Below are 15,808 nucleotides of genomic sequence, written 5' to 3'. Positions count from 1 at the left end.
CTGGCCCGCGCGCTGATCGCCCGGCCCCGACTGCTGCTGCTCGACGAGCCGGCCGGCGGGCTCGGCGCCGACGACGTGGCCGAGCTGGCCGAGCTGGTCCGGGCCCTGCCCGAGCGCGACGACGGCTGTGCCGTGCTGCTCGTCGAGCACCACATGGACCTGGTCATGTCCGTCTGCGACGACCTGGTGGTCCTCGACTTCGGCCGGGTGATCGCCGCCGGCCCGCCGGAGCGCATCCGCGACGACCCACGGGTCACTGAGGCCTACCTCGGCGCCGACGTGCCGACCGGGACCGGGGGCACGACGTGACCGCGGTGCTGGAGGTCGAGGCGCTCGACGCCGGCTACGGCCCGGTGCCGGTGCTGCGGGACGTGGCGTTCAGCGTGCCGGCCGGCACCGTCGCCGCCGTGCTCGGCGCCAACGGCGCCGGCAAGACCACGCTGCTGCGCACGCTCTCCGGCCTGCTGCGGCCCACCGGCGGAAGAATCCGGTACGCCGGCGAGGACCTGCGCGGCGTCCGGGTCGAGCACCTGGTCCGGCGCGGCCTGGCCCACGTGCCCGAGGGACGCGGGGTGGTGACCGAGCTGACCGTGGCGGAGAACCTGCGCCTGGGCGGGCTGTGGCGGCGGGACCGGGCCGACGCCCGGCGCGCCCGGGACGAGGTGTACGCGCTCTTCCCGGCCCTGGCCGACCGGCGTGACCACCTCGGACACCAGCTCTCCGGCGGGGAACGGCAGATGCTCGCGATCGGCCGTGCGCTGATCGCCCGGCCCCGGCTGCTGCTGCTCGACGAGCCGTCGCTCGGGCTGGCCCCCCGGGTGACCGCGCAGATCATGGCGCTGCTGCGGCGACTGTGCGACGAGCAGGGGCTGACCGTCCTGCTGGTCGAGCAGAACGTGCGCACCGCGCTCGCCGTCGCCGACCAGGGGATCGTCATGTCGCTCGGCCGGGTGGTGACCGCCGCGCCGGCGGCCCGGCTGCGCGACGACGACCGGCTGCGGCACGCGTACCTCGGGTTCTGACCGGCGAGCGGGAAGGGTCGCGGATGGAGCGGTTCTGGTTCCTCACCTTCGACGGGCTCGCCGCGGGCGCGGTCTACGCCGCGTTCGCGCTCGCGCTGGTGCTCATCTGGCGGGCCGCCCGGGTGGTCAACTTCGCCCAGGGCGCGATGGCGGTGGCCACCGCGTACGTCGGCTACGCGGTCGCCGGCGCCACCGGCTCCTACTGGCTCGGCCTGGCCGCCGCGGTGCTGTCCGGCCTGGCCCTGGGCGCGCTCGTGGAGCGGGTGCTGATGCGCTTCGTCGGCACCGCCGGCCCGCTCAACCAGGTGATCGTCGCGCTCGGGCTGGTGCTGCTGATCCAGGCGGTGCTCGGCATGGTCTTCGGCAACGGATACCGGCCGGCGGCCACCCCGTTCGACACCGACGCGCTCACCGTCGGCGGGGTCGCCGCGCTGTCCCCGTACGACCTCTGGGTGCTCGGCGCGGCGCTGGCGGTCGTGGTGCTGCTCGCATTGCTGTTCACCCGCACGCCGGTCGGCCTGCGGATGCGGGCCGCCGCGTTCGCCCCCGAGGTCTCCCGGCTGCTCGGCGTGAGCGTCGGCCGGATGCTCACGCTGGGCTGGGCGCTGGCGGCCGGGGTCGGCGCGCTCGCCGGCATGCTCGTCGTCCCCACCGGCCTGGGCCTGCACCCGCACGCCATGGACCTGGTCTTCGTGGTGGCGTTCACCGCCGCCGTGGTCGGCGGCCTGGACAGCCCGGTCGGCGCGGTGGTCGGCGGCCTGCTGGTCGGGCTGATTCTGTCCTACGTCACCGGCTACCTCGGACCGGACACCACGCCGTTGGCGGTGCTGGTGCTGCTGCTGGCCGTCCTGCTGGTCCGCCCCGGCGGGCTCTTCTCCGCGGCGAGAGCGAGGCACGTGTGACCACCACCCGCACCGAACCGGTCCCGCCGTCGGCGTTGCGCCGGCTGCTGCCCGGCGCCCCGGCCGGCGGCGGCCCGCGCTCGGCGACGCTGCTGCGGCACCTGGCCGTGGCGGTGCTCGCCGGCACGCTCGTCGTGCTGCTGACCAACCAGCTGCCGCCCTACCAGAACCTCCAGGTGGCGCGGGTCTGCGCGTTCCTCTGCGTCACCGCCGGCTACACCGTGCTGGTCGGGCTCAACGGCCAGCTCTCGCTCGGCCACGGCGCGCTGATGGCCACCGGCGCCTACACCGTCGCCCTGGTCCAGCAGGGGCTCGACGACCGGGCCGTGCGCGGGTGGTGGATCCTGCCCGGGTCGCTGCTGGCCGCCGTCGCCGTGACCGCGCTGGGCGGGCTCGTCGTCGGGCTGGCCGCGGCCCGGCTGCGCGGGCCGTACCTGGCCGGCGTGACGCTGGCCGTGGCCACGTTGGTGCCGGCGGTGACCACGATCTTCACCGGCGTGTTCAACGGCGAGCAGGGGCTGCGCTTCCCGGCGCAGAACCCGCCGGCCGCGCTCGGCGCGTACTTCCAGCCGGAGCGCTGGCTGGCCTGGATCGCGCTGGCCGCCGCGCTGCTGACCATAGTGCTGCTGGCCAACCTGGTCCGCAGCCGGTTCGGCCGGTCGCTGCGCGCGGTCCGCGACGACGAGGTGGCGGCCCGGCTCGCCGGCATTCCGGTGGCCCGCACCCAGGTGCTCGCGTTCGTGGTCAGCGCCGCCTGCGCCGGGCTCGGCGGCGGCGTGTACGCGGTGCTCACCGCCACCGTCGCCCCGGGCAAGTTCCCGCTCGACCTGTCGCTGTTCCTGCTCATGGCCATCGTGATCGGGGGCCTGGGCAGCCTGGCCGGCGCGGTCTGGGGCGCGCTGCTGCTGGTCGCCCTCCAGGATCTGCCCGGCCTGCTCACCGACCGCCTCGACCTGCCCGCCGCGTTGGCCCAGCGGCTGGAGGGCAACCTCGCGCTCGCCGTGTTCGGCCTGATCCTCATCGTCGTCATGCTCGCCGCCCCGGGCGGCCTGCAGGCCGGCGTCCGCGCCCTCGCCACCCGGCTGCGCGCCACCGTCCGGCGCGCACCGGACCGCTGATCCACCGGTCCCACCCACCCGCACCGGATTGGAGAACCATGCGCCCCACCACCCGCCGCGTTCTCGCGGCCGCCGCCGGCCTGGCCCTGCTGGCCGCGTCGACGGCCTGCGCCGACGACGCCAAGCAGGCCGCCGAGAACGTCCCCGGGGTCACCGACGGCGAGGTCGTCATCGGCACCCACCAACCGCTCACCGGTCCCGCCGCGCCCGGCTACTCGAAGATCTCCGCCGCGACCAAGGCGTACTTCGAGCACGTCAACAGCAAGGGCGGGGTGCACGGCCGGAAGATCGTCTACAAGGTCATGGACGACGGCTACAACCCGGCCAACACCGAGAACGTGGTCCGTAAGCTGGTCCTCGACGACAAGGTCTTCGCTCTGCTCGGCGGCCTGGGCACGCCGACGCACACCAACGTGCTGGAGTTCGTCAAGACGCAGAAGGTGCCGGACCTGTTCGTCTCCTCCGGCAGCCGCAACTGGAACCAGCCGGACAAGTACCCGACGACGTTCGGCTGGCAGCCCGACTACACGGTCGAGGGCAAGATCCTGGCCAGCTGGGTCAAGCGGGAGTTCCCCGGCGCCAAGGTGTGCCACTTCGGGCAGAACGACGACTTCGGCCGCGACTCGCTGGCCGGGGTGGAGAAGATCCTCGGCCCGGTGGCGGCGAAGCAGACGTACACCACCACCAACCAGCAGGTCGGGCCGGCGATCGGCGCGCTGCGGGCGGCCGGCTGCCAGGTGGTCATCTCGGCCAGCATCCCCGGCTTCACCGCGCTGGCCATGGGGCAGGCCGCCGGGCAGGGCTTCAAGGCGCAGTGGGTGGTGTCCAACGTGGGCGCGGACTACACCACGCTGTCGGCCCAGCTCGGCGACAAGAAGGTGATCCTGGAGGGGATGGTCGCCGACAACTACCTGCCGATGGTGGGCGACACCACCAACCCGTGGATCCAGGAGTTCACCAAGATCCATCAGAAGTACAACGCGGGCAACCCGGTCGACGGCAACGCGATCTACGGCTACTCGATGGCGTACACCTTCGTCCAGGCCCTGCTCGCCGCCGGGCCCGAACCGACCCGGGAGAAGCTGGTCGCGGCCGTGCGCAAGGGCGGCTTCCGCGGGCCCGGCCTCACCCCCTTCCGGTACGCCGAGAACGTGCACGCCGGCTACAGCGGGGTACGCCTGAGCCGGGTGACCGGCGGCGCGCAGACGTACTTCGGTCCGACGTACACCACCGACGACGGCGACGCCCCGGTCACCGAGTTCACCGAGCCGCCGACCACCCCGCCGGCGGACGCCGTGCCGACCGCCTGACCGGCACGCGTACCGGGCGGCCGGGTGACGGCCGCCCGGTGGCGCGCCCGTAGAGTGGCCGCCGTCGGTCGAGAACGGGGGAGCCGTCCCATGATCGAGGTGGATACCGACCCGCCGGCCCGGGTGGACGGCCGGGCGGCGCGGGCGGAACGGACCCGGGCCGCGATCGTCGAGGCGCACCTGGCGCTCATCGACGCCGGCGACCTGCGGCCCACCGGGGAGCGGATCGCCGAGCGGGCCGGGGTGTCGCTGCGCACGCTCTGGACCAACTTCAAGGACATGGAGACGCTCTTCGCGGCCACCGGGCGCCGCATCGGCGAGCGGCAGGCGGCGATCTGGCGACCGGTCCGGCCGGAGCTGCCGCTGGCCGCCCGCATCGCCGAGTTCAGCGGCCAGCGGGCCCGGATGCTGGAGGTGCTGGCGCCGTCGGCCCGTGCGTCGGCGCTGCGGGAGCCGTTCTCGCCCCAGCTACGCCGCAACCGGGAGGCCGCCATCGTCCGGGTCCGGCAGGAGATCGAGGCGGTGTTCGGCGCCGAGCTGGCGCACGCCGGGCCGGGCCGGGCGCAGTTGCTGGACGCGGTGACCGTCGCCTGCACCTGGGCCGCCTGGTCGATGATGCGCGACGCGATGGGCCTCGACGTCGAGGCGGCCCGCGCCGCCATGGCCCGTACGCTCACCGCCCTGCTCACCACCGGCGCCCGCTGACCCGGCGGTCCTACTCCTCGCGCAGCCGGCGCAGGATCCGGGTCAGCGCCGCCCGGTCGTCCGGGTCGAGCGCGCCGAAGAAGCGCTCCGCCTCGGTGGCCCGGGCCGCCCGGATGGCGGCGCCGACCCGGTCGCCCTCGGCGGTCGGCGCGACGAGTGTGGCCCGCCGGTCGTCCGGGTCGGGCCGCCGCTCGACCAGCCCTCGTTCCTGGAGGCCGTCGACCACCTCGGTGGCGGAGCGGGGCGCGATGCGCAGGTGTTCGGCGAGCGCTCCGGGCCGCAGCGCGCCGTGCCGCAGCAGGACACCGAGCGCCCGGGCCTGCCCGGGGCTGATCTCCCAGGGTTCCAGCGCGCCCTTGGTCTGGTGGCGCAGCCGCCGGGCCACCGCCCAGAACGTCTCGGCCAGGCTCTCCTCGTCGCTGCCGGTCACGGGAATACGGTAGCAGCAACTCCTGTTGTTCCCTCATGATGAGGTAACCTCAGCATCATTACCGGGACAGAGGAGCACCCCCTTGGATCGCACCCCCGACGGCCGCGGAGCCGGCCGAACCGTGTCCGCCGCCGAGAAGGCCCAGGCCCGCGACGTCTCGCTGCGCCGCATCGGCGGCCTCTTCGCCGCCCACCGCCGCCCGCTCGCCGCCGTGGTGGCGATCATCGTGGCGTCCTCGGTCATTGCGATGGCCTCGCCGTTCCTGCTGCGTACCGTCATCGACCGGGCGCTGCCCGACCGGGACCTGACGCTGCTGGCCTGGCTGGTCGCCGGCATGGTCGCGGTCGCCGCGGTCACCGCCGTGCTCGGCGTCGCCCAGACCTGGATCTCCACCCGCGTCGGCCAGGAGGTCATGCACCGCCTGCGCACCGACGTGTTCGCCCACCTCCAGCGGCAGTCGATCGGCTTCTTCGTGCGCACCCGCACCGGCGAGGTGCAGTCGCGCATCACCAACGACATCGGCGGCATGCAGTCCGTGGTCACGTCCACCGCCACCTCGATCGCGGCCAACCTCACCACAGTCGTCGCCACCACCATCGCCATGCTGGCGCTGAGCTGGCGGCTCACGCTCGTCTCGGCGATCGTGCTGCCGCCCGCGCTCTGGCTCACCCGCCGGGTCGCCCGGCTGCGCCGGGAGATCACCGCCCAGCGTCAGCGGGAGCTGGCCGACCTCACCGTGACCATCGAGGAGGGGCTGTCCGTCAGCGGCATACGCCTGGCCAAGACGCTCGGCACCGGCGCCGCCCTGGTCGACCGGTTCACCTCCTCCTCGGCCCGCCTGGTCGACCTGGAACTGCGCTCCGAGCTGGCCGGCCGCTGGCGGATGGCCGCCATGACCGTCGTCTTCGCGGCCATCCCCGCCGTGATCTACCTCGGCGCCGGCCTGCCCGGCACCGCCGGCACGCTCACCATCGGCACCCTGGTCGCCTTCACCGCCCTGCAGGGCAACCTGTTCCGGCCGCTGATGGGCCTGCTCAACGTGGGCGTCACGCTCACCGCGTCCCTCGCCCTGTTCGCCCGCATCTTCGAATACCTCGACCTGCCCGTCGAGGTCGCCGAACCGGCCCGCCCGGTCCCGCTCGACCCGGCCACCGCCCGCGGTCACCTGCGCGTCGAGGACGTCACCTTCAGCTACCCGGGCAGCGACACCGCCGCCCTGGCCGGGGTCAGCCTGGACGTGCCCGCCGGCACCAGCCTGGCCCTGGTGGGGGAGACCGGCTCGGGCAAGAGCACGCTCGCCGCGCTGCTCAGCCGGCTGCACGACCCGGACGCCGGCCGGATCACCATCGACGGAATCGACCTGCGCGACCTGCGCCTGACCGACCTGGCCGCCGTCGTGGGCGTGGTCAGCCAGGAGACCTACCTGCTGCACGGCACCGTGCGGGACAACCTCCGGTACGCCCGGCCCGACGCCACCGACGCCGACATCGAGGCCGCCGCGCGCGCCGCCCGCATCCACGACCTCATCAGCGCACTGCCCGACGGGTACGACACCATGGTCGGTTCGCGCGGTCACCGCTTCTCCGGCGGCGAGCAGCAGCGCCTCGCCATCGCCCGCACGCTGCTGCGCGACCCGCGGATCCTGGTGCTCGACGAGGCGACGAGCGCGCTGGACACCGAGACCGAGCGCGCGGTGCAGCGGGCGCTGGACGAGCTGGCCCGGGGCCGGACCGTGGTGACCATCGCGCACCGGCTGTCCACGGTCCGCGACGCCGACCGCATCGCGGTGCTCGACCACGGCCGGATCGTCGAGTCCGGCACCCACGACACGCTGCTCGACCACCACGGTCGCTACGCCACCCTGGTCGGCTGACCCACCCCGCCGCCGGCTCTGGCCCCGGTCCGTCGATCAGGGCTCGTGGGGCTTCGGCTCATCCGGGGGACGGGGGCGGGGGGCGGGTGGGGGTAGCAGCGGCTCCAGCGGGGTGAACGCCTCCACCGGGTCACCGGGGCGTGGGCCGCGGCGGGGCGTCGGACCCGCGCCCGGCGGGCGTGTGGCGTCGCCGGACGGTCGGCTCGGATCCGGCGAGGGCGGCTCGCTGCGGCCGCGCTCCTGGGCGTACTCGGTGCGCCGGCGGGCCAGGTCTCGCTCGCACTCCAGCGCGATGCGCTGCTCCCAGTACGGCTGGAGCAGCCGACGGACCCGCTCGTCCAGGTGCACCGTCACGTCCGGCTCACAGGTGAACGTCACCTCGCCCCGCGCGTACGTCCACGGGGGCGGGTCGTCCTCGGCCAACGCCGCGGTCAGGGCCGTGTGCAGCTCGCGCGGGCGGTGCGGCGGCACCTCCACGGAGCACCGCACCGCCAGCCGGTGCAGCCGCTGCGTCGCCTGCGGCTGGAAGTAGTCGACGTACCAGCCGAACAGCTCCGGTCGCGCGGTCTCCGACGACCAGGTGAACGTGGCGCGGAGCAGGAACACGTAGACCTGGCCCTGCGCCGGCACCACCAGTGGCTCCGGGAAGCGCCGGTCGACGGTGGTCACCGGAGTGGCCGGCTCCTCGGTCCACCACAGGTGCCGCAGCGTGGGCTGTGCCCCGGCCCAGAACCGCCGGGTACGCGAGCGGGCCGCGCTGCCGAGGGCGCGGGCCCGGTCGGCCCAGCGCCGCCGCCAGCCGTCGACGGGTACCCCGGGTCTCGGCCGCGGGCCGGGGTCCTCCGGCTCTCCGGTCATCGCACCCCCTCTTCGCCGGGCGGCAGCCGTCCACCCGGCGGCGCGGGTCGGGCGGGTGAGGGGTGTGCGGACCGTCGTGCACGGTGGTCTCCCTTCCACGCTAACAACAGTGGCCGACGGTGGCGGGTCGCCGCGCGGGCGTGGGCCGCCGCGGGGCTGCCCGACCGGATCCCGGGCTCGATAGTCCTATTGACGGGACTCAGTGTCGGTCTGGTAGCGTTCCCCTGCGGTCGGTCCCGTTGACGGGACCGACCGTCCAGGATGGAAGCCGGCCGAGGTGTGGAGCCCGCTGCGGGAGGACGTGACCGCGCCCCGGGCGCAGGCCGTCCGGGCGCTGCTCCACTCGTCGCTCGCCGTGTGCGTCCGCAACGCCACTGCCGACTTGCCGCGACCTGGTCGCCTACCTCCCGGCCCGGCCGCTGGCCCCGACCGACGCCGACATCCGGACCCTGTTCGCCTGGACCCCGACCTGACCCGACCGACCCGCCCGCCGCGCCGGCGCCTCGACCCGGCGCAGCCCGGCGAGCTGGACGAAGATCTCCCGCCGCGCGGTGGCGACCCCACGCCGGTCGATGACGTAGCCGGTCAGCCAGACCCAACCGGTGTACGTCAGCTCGGGGCCCACCGACACGACCCGCAACGTCAACGCGCGGTCGCCGCCGAACTGCACCGAGGCGTGGCCGTCGATCCGCAGCACGTCACCCGGTTGTGGAAGCATCGCTACCAGTGGCCCTGGTGCGGTGGGCGGCACTCGCGGGCGTGCATGACCTGCCAGTCGCGCAGGGCCCGCTTCAGTCGCTCGTTCTCCCCGGTCAGCCGGCGGATCTGCCGGTGCAGGTCGGTCAGCTCGTCGGCGACCTCGCTCTGGAACGCGTGCACCTGATCGTGGTCGACGCCGCGACGGCGCCTGTCGAACGCGCGGGTCCGCGCCTCGTACGGGGTCATCCGGGCCGGGAGGCCGGTGCCGTAGAGCTGGCCGGAGCGATACACCTCGGTCACGGCGGTCCTTTCGCGGGCAGGCGGAAGCGCGGAGGGTCGACGCGGTGGGTCGGGACGGGCACGCGCACCCGCCCCGACCGGGGGAATGAGCCGAACTCGTTGCCACGCGAGGACCGGCTCCTCTCCAACATATCTAGACATGTCAGAAGAGTCAACGCTGCTTGTTAGGCGCGTCGCGGTGTGATCGAATCGGATTGCCACGCGAGGAGTGCCATGCGAGAAGTGCCGGATTACTGGCGCATCGCCGATGATGTGATCGCCGATGTCAGGTCGAAGAAGCTGAAGCCGGGAGACAAGTTGCCCTCGATCGCCGAGCTGCGCGAGAACTACCGCGTCAGCCACGGAACGGTCCAGATGGCCTATGCCCGCCTGGAGGCGCTGCGGGTGATCCGACGGCAGCAGGGCAAGGGCGTCTTCGTGACGGACCCGAAGACCTGGATGAGAGAGCCGTAACCGGGGTTCAGTCCAGCAGGGCCCTCATCCACCGGTCGGTGTGGCGCTCGGTGTAGTCGGCGTCGGCTCGCCACGCGTCGCCGTGCCCGGTCCGCCAGTGGGTCACCCACGGCTCGACCCCGAGCGCGGCCCGATCCCGCAGGAAGTCGTGCATCGCCCGGGCGCGCACGGTCAGCAGCGGCACCAGATCGCGGCGCTGCCGCTCGTCCAGCCCGTACGCGTCTACGAGAGCGCGAAGCCGCTGTCCCGCGTCGGTGCGCTGCCAGTCAGGATGCGCCGACAGCGGGACGAAGCCGTGCACCGCGTAGGCGAGGTCCCACAGGCGTGAGCCCGGCCCGGCGTTGTCCCAGTCGATGACGACCCACCGGTCGCCGACCACGAGGTTCCACGTGCCACACCGGCCGTCGCGCCGCAGGCCCCGCCGGCCGGCGCACGAGTCGCCATACTGTCGCGATGACCGCGGACGTGCGTACCGATGACGGTTGTCGGCTGTGGGCCGACCAGGCCGGCACCGGGCCGCCCCTGGTGCTGTGCCACGGTGGTCCGGGCATGTGGGACCACCTCGGCCCGGTCGCCCGGCTGGTCGACGACCACGCCCGCGTCATCCGGTGGGACCAGCGTGGGTGCGGACGCTCCGAGCGGCGCGGGCCCTACGCGGTCGACCGCTTCGTCGCCGACCTCGACGCGGTACGCGAGCACCTGGCCGGCCCACGTGCGGCCCTGCTGGGCCACTCGTGGGGCGCGCACCTGGCGCTGCGGTACGCGCTCGACCACCCCGAACGGGTCAGCCACCTGATCTACGTCTCCGGCACCGGCATCGACGCCGATCGCGGCTGGCACCCGCACTACGAGCGGAATCTGCGACGGCGGCTCGGTGCGCACCTGCCCCGGTGGGAGGCGCTAGGCGCCCGCGTCCGCACCCCGGCCGAGGAACGCGAACGGGCGGTCCTGCAATGGTCGGCCGACTTCGCCGTCCCCGACACCGCGCTGCGGCACGCCGACGACATGGCCACCCCGTGGCTGGGAGTGAACGCGGAGTGCAACCGGGCTCTCGGCGCCGAGGCGAAGCGGGAGCTGAGCGAATCCGACGTGACCGCGCGGTGCCGAGCGTTGGAGGTGCCGGTGCTGATCGTCGACGGCACCGAGGACATCCGCCCCCGCTGGGGCGTCGACTCGCTGCACCGCGCGTTGCCCAACGCCGAGCGGGTGGGCCTGGTGGGGGCCGGCCACCTGCCGTGGGTCGAAGATCCGCAGGGTTTCCGTCACGTGGTGACCAGGTTCCTGACCACGTCCTGACGGGCCGGTCGGATCGTGGAGGCGCACTGTTCGCCGCGCGGTGTCCACAGGTGAGCGGAGAGCCCTCGGGCTCGCGATAGCGTGACCGCGTGGGTGGATGGGTGGGGTGGAGTCCATGAGCGTGTCGGCGAACCTTGCGACGCAACTGCCGGCCCTGCTCGGGGTCCTGATCGGCACGGCGGGCACGATGCTCGCCACAAGCCTGAACGAACGGACCCGGTGGCGCCGTAGCCAGACCGTCCGGTGGGACGAGCGGCGTCTCGACGCGTACGTGGAACTGACGAAGGCGGTCAAGGAGATCCACGCCGTGGCGACCCAGATGCTCGGCGAACACCGCCCCGGGGCCCGGCGGCCGGCGCTGGCCCGGGACGAGGGGGTGGGCCGGCTCGCCGAGATGGACGTCCGGCACACCCTGGCCTGGGAAGCGGTGCTCCTGCTCGGCGACGAGGCCACCGTGCGCGCGGCCGCCGAGTGGCGGCACGCGGTCCGTGACATCGAGTCGGCCGCGCGGGCACTGCCCCGTCCGCCCACGGACGTGTCGGTGATGGTCCAGCGGGCCGACGTGGGACGAGACCGGTTCTACCGGGCCGCCCGGGAGAGCCTCGGTGTCCGCGGGGGCTCGGTGGAGCAGGTGCGGCACCTGCTCGGGAAACCCGGCTCGGCGGGTCCGGCGGCGCTGACGCGGCGGCTCCCTCCCGAGCAGAGCCGGGGCGGGCCGGCGGCGTCGGACACCTGAGCCATCGACGAACTGTCATTAATGGATGTTCGGCTGGTGTCGGTGCGTCGATCGTCCTGGTCGGATGGCGGGACGGACATCGCCGTTCGACGATGACAGGAGGGACCGTGCGCACACCATCCCGTGCGTTGACGGGGACCACCGCGCTGCTCATGGCAGCCGGCATGGTCCTGACCGCCGCAGCCGGCGGTCAGGCGGCACCCCGGGAGGAGGCCCGCACCCCGGCCTCACCCGACCACCTGCCGGGGGACCGGCACGACACCAAGGCCAAGGACAACCGGAAGGGCCGCGTCGCCGCCAGCGAGCGGCAGCGGGACCGGGCCGCCGCGCTGGGCGCGCGGGTCCGCTGGACCGACTTCGGTACGCCGGCCACGCTCACCTCGACCGGGAAGCCGCTCGCCACCGGGCTGCCGGCCGACCCGGCCGCCGCCGCCCGCGCCTACGTGACGGCCAACCGGGACGTGCTCGGGTTGACCGCCGAGGGCGCCGCCGCCCTGGAGCAGCTGACCGTCGCGCCGATGGGTCAGGGCGCGACCGTGCTGTTCCGGCAGCGCTTCGGGGACCTGCCGGCCGCCGTCGACGGCATGCTGGCGGTCGGCGTACGCGACGGGGCGGTGTGGCACGTCAGCTCCTCGCTGGCCCGCGACGCCGGTACGCCAGCCCCGGCCACGATCGACGCCGACCAGGCCCGGCGGGTCGCCGTCGCCGACGCCGGCCGCGCCGACGCGCAGGTCGTGCGTACCTCGCTGGTCGCGGTGCCCACCGCGGACCGTGGGCCGCGCGCGGCGTGGGAGGTGGTCCTTGGCGCGGACACCACCGGTGCGGACCCGGCCGCCTACTCCACTTACGTGGACGCCCGTGACGGCGCCGTGCTGGTCCGCGAGGACCTGATCGACCACGACGCCGACCATCCGTCGTGGGAGGTCTTCCCGAACTCGCCGCGGGTCGACAGGTCCTCGGTCGACACCCGCAAGCGGTGGTGTGCCGTGCCGGCGCGCGGCTGCGCCGAGGTGGTGGGCGTGCCCGGGCACCCGGCGTGGGACGTGGACCCGGCCACCGGCCAGTCCACCACCACGACCAAGGGCAACAACGCGATCGCGGTGCAGAACTGGTTCAGCAACGACCCGTTCAGCGTCGGCACCGAGACCGCGACGCCCCGCCCGGACCGCCGGTACGACTACCCGTGGACCAACCAGTGGCAGGAGCGCCGCTGCGACCCGGAGGTGTTCACCTCACCGCAGGCCAACGACATCGACGCGGCCCGGGCCAACCTGTTCGCGATGCACAACCGGATGCACGACTGGACCTACCACCTGGGCTTCACCGAGGAGACCTGGAACCTCCAGCAGGACAACCTCGGCCGGGGTGGCCTCGGCGGCGACGCCGAGCAGGGCAACGCCCAGGCCGGCGGCGTCAGCGGGGGCCCGCCCACGTTCGCGGCCCGCAACAACGCCAACCAGATCACCCCGCCGGACGGCGTCGCGCCGACCACCAACATGTACCTGTGGCAGCCCATCGCCGGCTCGTTCTACGCGCCGTGCGTCGACGGCGACTTCGACATGTCGGTGATCGCCCACGAGTACGGCCACGCGGTCACCAACCGCATGATCGCCGGCCCGAGCGCGGGCGTCAGCTCGCCGCAGGGCATGAGCGAGAGCTGGTCGGACCAGCTCGCCATGGAGTACCTCTACGAGCACGGGTACGCCGCGCCCGGCCGGCGCGGCTTCACCATCGGCGAGTACACCACCGGAGACCCGAACGCGGGCATCCGCAACTACAACATGAGCGCCAGCCCGCTCAACTACAGCTCGGTCGACTACGACCTCGTCGGTCTCCAGGTGCACGCCTCCGGCGAGGTCTGGAGCGCCACCAACACCGACATCCGCGCGGCCATGATGCGTCGCTGGGGCACCGGCACGCCGGCCGTGCAGAAGGCCTGCGCGACCGGGGCGCGCGAGGTGACCGCCTGCCCGGGCAACCGGCGCTGGATCCAGCTCGTCGTCGACTCGTTCCTGCTGATGGCGGTCAGCCAGGTCAGCATGGTCGACGCCCGGGACGCGATGCTCGCCGCCGACCGGATCCGCTTCGGCGGGGCCAACCAGGACCTGCTCTGGAACGCCTTCGCCGGGCGCGGCCTCGGCGAGACCGCGGCCAGCGTCGGCAACGCCGACCCCGACCCGACGCCGGGCTTCACCTCGCCGTACGCCCGCGAGGGGTCGCTGCGGTTCCTGCCGGTCGGCGAGCGCGGCCCGGTGGCCGGCGCCCAGCTGTACGTCGGGCGCTACCAGGCGCGGGCGGTGCCGGTCGCGGACACCGACGCGGCCACCCCGCTGACCGACCGGGTGGACCTGGTGCCCGGCACGTACGAGTTCGTCGTCCGGGCGCCCGGCTACGGCCACACCCGGATCGGCCCGGTGAAGGTCAGGGCGGGCCAGAACCGCACGCTGGCGGTGACACTGCGGCCCAACCTGGCCTCGGCCACCGCCGGCGCGACGGTCGGCGGCGACGGGATCAACCTGGCGCGGATCGCCGACGACGACGAGGCCACCAACTGGGCGTCGCTCGGCGCGCCGGTCGCCGGCCGGCAGGTCACCGTGGACCTGGCCGGCGGCCTCCAGCAGGTACGCCGGGTGCAGGTCAGCGCCATGCTGCGGCCCCCGGTGGTCGGGGACGCGGACGCCGGCACCCAGAGCCGGTACTCGGCGCTGCGCCAGTTCCGGGTCCTGGCGTGCACCGCGACGGGGTCGGTGACCTGCGCCGACGCGGCCGACTTCCGGCCGGTCTGGACCAGCCGACCGGACGCCTTCCCGGCCGTGGCGCCCCGTCCCCGCGCGCCGGAGCTGGTCCTGCGGTCGTTCGACATCCCGCGCACGAAGGCCACGCACCTGCGGGTCGAGGTGCTGACCAACCAGTGCACCGGCGCACCGGACTACGCCGGTGAGCAGGACGCCGACCCCCGGGCGGCGACCGACTGCGCCACGGCCAGCCCGCAGGCGCAGAACGTGCGGATCGCCGAGTTCCAGGCGTTCGCGCGCTGAGCACGTCGGCGGGTGCGGACGGTCGCCGTCCGCACCCGCCATCGCGTGTTCACCGGCGATTCGGGATGTGGTCGCCGGCCGGCGACTGTACGCCGGGCAGGATCCTCGGCAGACTGAGCGCCGACCATCGAACGATGTTGGTCGATGTCTTGTCGGCTCGCTCAAGGAGGATCCCTTGACCCCGTTCCGCGCCGCCGCCACCCGCGTCCGCCGTGCCCTGGCCGCGTCCGCCCTGGTCACCGCCGTGGCCGCCGCCGCCCTCGTCGCCCCGTCCACCGTCTCCACCCGGCTGGCCGAGCCGGCCCGGGCCGCCGTCTACAGCTCGTGCACGCTGTCCCGCTGCGCCGACGCCCGCACCGCCCGCTCCGGCTGGTCGGCGAAGAGCTTTCCGACCAGCCGTGGCTGGTACTCCTGGAGCGGCGGCCAGTGCAACTTCGCCGGTGGCCGGTTCTACAACTACGAGGGGCAGCTGCCCGCCAACGCCACCTACTACGAGTACGACGTCTACCCGCGCGCCTGCAACGCCTCCCGCGACGCGTACCGGATCGTGGTCAACAAGAGCACCGGGGCGACCTGGTTCTCGCCGGACCACTACGCCGACTTCTACCGGCTCTGAGTTCCGTCGGCGCCGGCCCTCCCGGCCGGCGCCGGCTCCGGAAAGGACTGATCCATGGGTGTCGCGTCCCCGCAGCCGCCGGCCTGGCTCACGCTGGACGGTCAGGCGGCGTCCGCGCCGGCCGGCGTGCCGGTGCCCGGCCCGGCCGCCCGGACCCGGGCCGCCCTGCACGGGACTCTCGTCGGTGTCCTGGGGCTGCCCTCCTGGTACGGCCACAACTGGGACGCCCTCGCCGACGCGCTTGCCGACCGGCTCGACACCGGGCCGCTCACCCTGGTCGTCACGGACGCGGCCGACCTGCTCGCCGACGAGTCGCCGGTCCACCTCGGCACCCTGCTCGACGTCCTCGGCGGCGTCGCCGCCGGGAGCCACGAGACGCTCCGGGTGGTGTTGCGTGAGCATCCGGACCGGCTGCCGGCCCTGCGCGCCCGGATCGCCGCCGCCCTGGGCGG

At 74.1% G+C, this 15,808-nt stretch carries 18 protein-coding genes; 13 read left to right on the top strand and 5 right to left on the bottom strand.

Translation table 11 applies throughout. The features are described 5' to 3' along the window. From HUW36_RS11095 to HUW36_RS11070, 6 genes are all read left to right on the top strand, one after another. Positions 1-309: ABC transporter ATP-binding protein C-terminal domain-containing protein (locus HUW36_RS11095; protein ID WP_484502586.1), on the top strand; the 309-nt coding region annotated here is incomplete at its 5' end. Beyond that, positions 306-1,022, top strand: coding sequence for an ABC transporter ATP-binding protein (locus HUW36_RS11090; RefSeq protein ID WP_174528065.1), 717 nt, complete (start codon positions 306-308; stop codon positions 1,020-1,022). The genes HUW36_RS11095 and HUW36_RS11090, both read left to right, overlap by 4 nt. Before the next feature lie 23 nt (positions 1,023-1,045). Then, positions 1,046-1,924 (top strand): branched-chain amino acid ABC transporter permease, encoded by an 879-nt coding sequence (locus HUW36_RS11085; RefSeq protein ID WP_174528064.1) that lies wholly within the window; start codon positions 1,046-1,048, stop codon positions 1,922-1,924. Next, positions 1,921-3,042 carry a branched-chain amino acid ABC transporter permease gene (locus tag HUW36_RS11080; RefSeq protein ID WP_174528063.1) on the top strand — a complete coding sequence of 374 codons (1,122 nt, stop codon included), beginning with the start codon at positions 1,921-1,923 and terminating at the stop codon, positions 3,040-3,042. Before HUW36_RS11085 ends, HUW36_RS11080 begins: the two co-directional genes overlap by 4 nt. A gap of 38 nt (positions 3,043-3,080) precedes the next feature. Then, positions 3,081-4,352, top strand: a complete 1,272-nt coding sequence (locus HUW36_RS11075; protein WP_174528062.1) for an ABC transporter substrate-binding protein — start codon at positions 3,081-3,083, stop codon at positions 4,350-4,352. A 90-nt stretch (positions 4,353-4,442) separates the two neighbouring features. Beyond that, positions 4,443-5,057, top strand: coding sequence for a TetR/AcrR family transcriptional regulator (locus tag HUW36_RS11070; RefSeq protein ID WP_174528061.1), 615 nt, complete (start codon positions 4,443-4,445; stop codon positions 5,055-5,057). A 10-nt stretch (positions 5,058-5,067) separates the two neighbouring features. On the opposite strand, the gene HUW36_RS11065 is transcribed toward HUW36_RS11070, so the two are convergent. Beyond that, positions 5,068-5,487, bottom strand: a complete 420-nt coding sequence (locus HUW36_RS11065) for a MarR family winged helix-turn-helix transcriptional regulator (RefSeq protein WP_174528060.1) — start codon at positions 5,485-5,487, stop codon at positions 5,068-5,070. 121 nt (positions 5,488-5,608) lie between these two features. Here HUW36_RS11065 and HUW36_RS11060 point away from each other — a divergent pair, with 121 nt between their 5' ends. After that, positions 5,609-7,360 (top strand): ABC transporter ATP-binding protein, encoded by a 1,752-nt coding sequence (locus HUW36_RS11060; RefSeq protein ID WP_246248071.1) that lies wholly within the window; start codon positions 5,609-5,611, stop codon positions 7,358-7,360. 36 nt (positions 7,361-7,396) lie between these two features. Here HUW36_RS11060 and HUW36_RS11055 read toward each other — a convergent pair whose 3' ends face one another. The 3 genes from HUW36_RS11055 to HUW36_RS11045 all read right to left on the bottom strand — a co-directional run bounded on the left by HUW36_RS11055 (position 7,397) and on the right by HUW36_RS11045 (position 9,217). Next, on the bottom strand, positions 7,397-8,218 hold the full coding sequence (locus HUW36_RS11055) for a hypothetical protein (protein ID WP_174528058.1): 822 nt from the start codon (positions 8,216-8,218) through the stop codon (positions 7,397-7,399). A gap of 400 nt (positions 8,219-8,618) precedes the next feature. Next, positions 8,619-8,936: a hypothetical protein gene (locus HUW36_RS11050; RefSeq protein WP_174528057.1), complete on the bottom strand. Its 318-nt coding sequence runs from the start codon at positions 8,934-8,936 to the stop codon at positions 8,619-8,621. A 2-nt stretch (positions 8,937-8,938) separates the two neighbouring features. Next, positions 8,939-9,217 carry a DivIVA domain-containing protein gene (locus tag HUW36_RS11045; protein WP_246248069.1) on the bottom strand — a complete coding sequence of 93 codons (279 nt, stop codon included), beginning with the start codon at positions 9,215-9,217 and terminating at the stop codon, positions 8,939-8,941. Between the two features lie 213 nt (positions 9,218-9,430). Here HUW36_RS11045 and HUW36_RS11040 point away from each other — a divergent pair, with 213 nt between their 5' ends. Then, positions 9,431-9,670, top strand: a complete 240-nt coding sequence (locus HUW36_RS11040) for a winged helix-turn-helix domain-containing protein (protein ID WP_174528056.1) — start codon at positions 9,431-9,433, stop codon at positions 9,668-9,670. Positions 9,671-9,677: 7 nt separating this feature from the next. On the opposite strand, the gene HUW36_RS11035 is transcribed toward HUW36_RS11040, so the two are convergent. Continuing rightward, a complete protein-coding gene (locus HUW36_RS11035) occupies positions 9,678-10,049 on the bottom strand; it encodes an aminoglycoside phosphotransferase/kinase family protein (protein WP_246248067.1) in 372 nt (123 codons plus the stop codon). Between the two features lie 74 nt (positions 10,050-10,123). Here HUW36_RS11035 and HUW36_RS11030 point away from each other — a divergent pair, with 74 nt between their 5' ends. The 5 genes from HUW36_RS11030 to HUW36_RS11010 all read left to right on the top strand — a co-directional run. After that, complete coding sequence (locus tag HUW36_RS11030) at positions 10,124-10,966, top strand: alpha/beta fold hydrolase (RefSeq protein ID WP_174528055.1); 843 nt, start codon at positions 10,124-10,126, stop codon at positions 10,964-10,966. A gap of 115 nt (positions 10,967-11,081) precedes the next feature. Further along, positions 11,082-11,702, top strand: a complete 621-nt coding sequence (locus HUW36_RS11025; protein ID WP_174528054.1) for a hypothetical protein — start codon at positions 11,082-11,084, stop codon at positions 11,700-11,702. Between the two features lie 128 nt (positions 11,703-11,830). Continuing rightward, the gene (locus HUW36_RS11020; protein WP_246248065.1) at positions 11,831-14,740 is read left to right on the top strand and encodes a M36 family metallopeptidase; all 2,910 of its coding nucleotides are present in this window, start codon (positions 11,831-11,833) and stop codon (positions 14,738-14,740) included. Positions 14,741-14,915: 175 nt separating this feature from the next. Beyond that, positions 14,916-15,356: a ribonuclease domain-containing protein gene (locus tag HUW36_RS11015; protein ID WP_174528052.1), complete on the top strand. Its 441-nt coding sequence runs from the start codon at positions 14,916-14,918 to the stop codon at positions 15,354-15,356. 54 nt (positions 15,357-15,410) lie between these two features. After that, on the top strand, positions 15,411-15,808 hold a 398-nt coding region (locus tag HUW36_RS11010), incomplete at its 3' end, for a barstar family protein (RefSeq protein WP_174528051.1).

It is taken from the genome of Micromonospora maritima (assembly GCF_902825405.1).
In the GTDB taxonomy this organism is placed as follows: Bacteria; Actinomycetota; Actinomycetes; order Mycobacteriales; family Micromonosporaceae; genus Micromonospora; species Micromonospora maritima.
The sequence above is the reverse complement of the archived record's forward strand: the minus strand, read 5'-3'. Positions and strand labels throughout refer to the sequence as shown.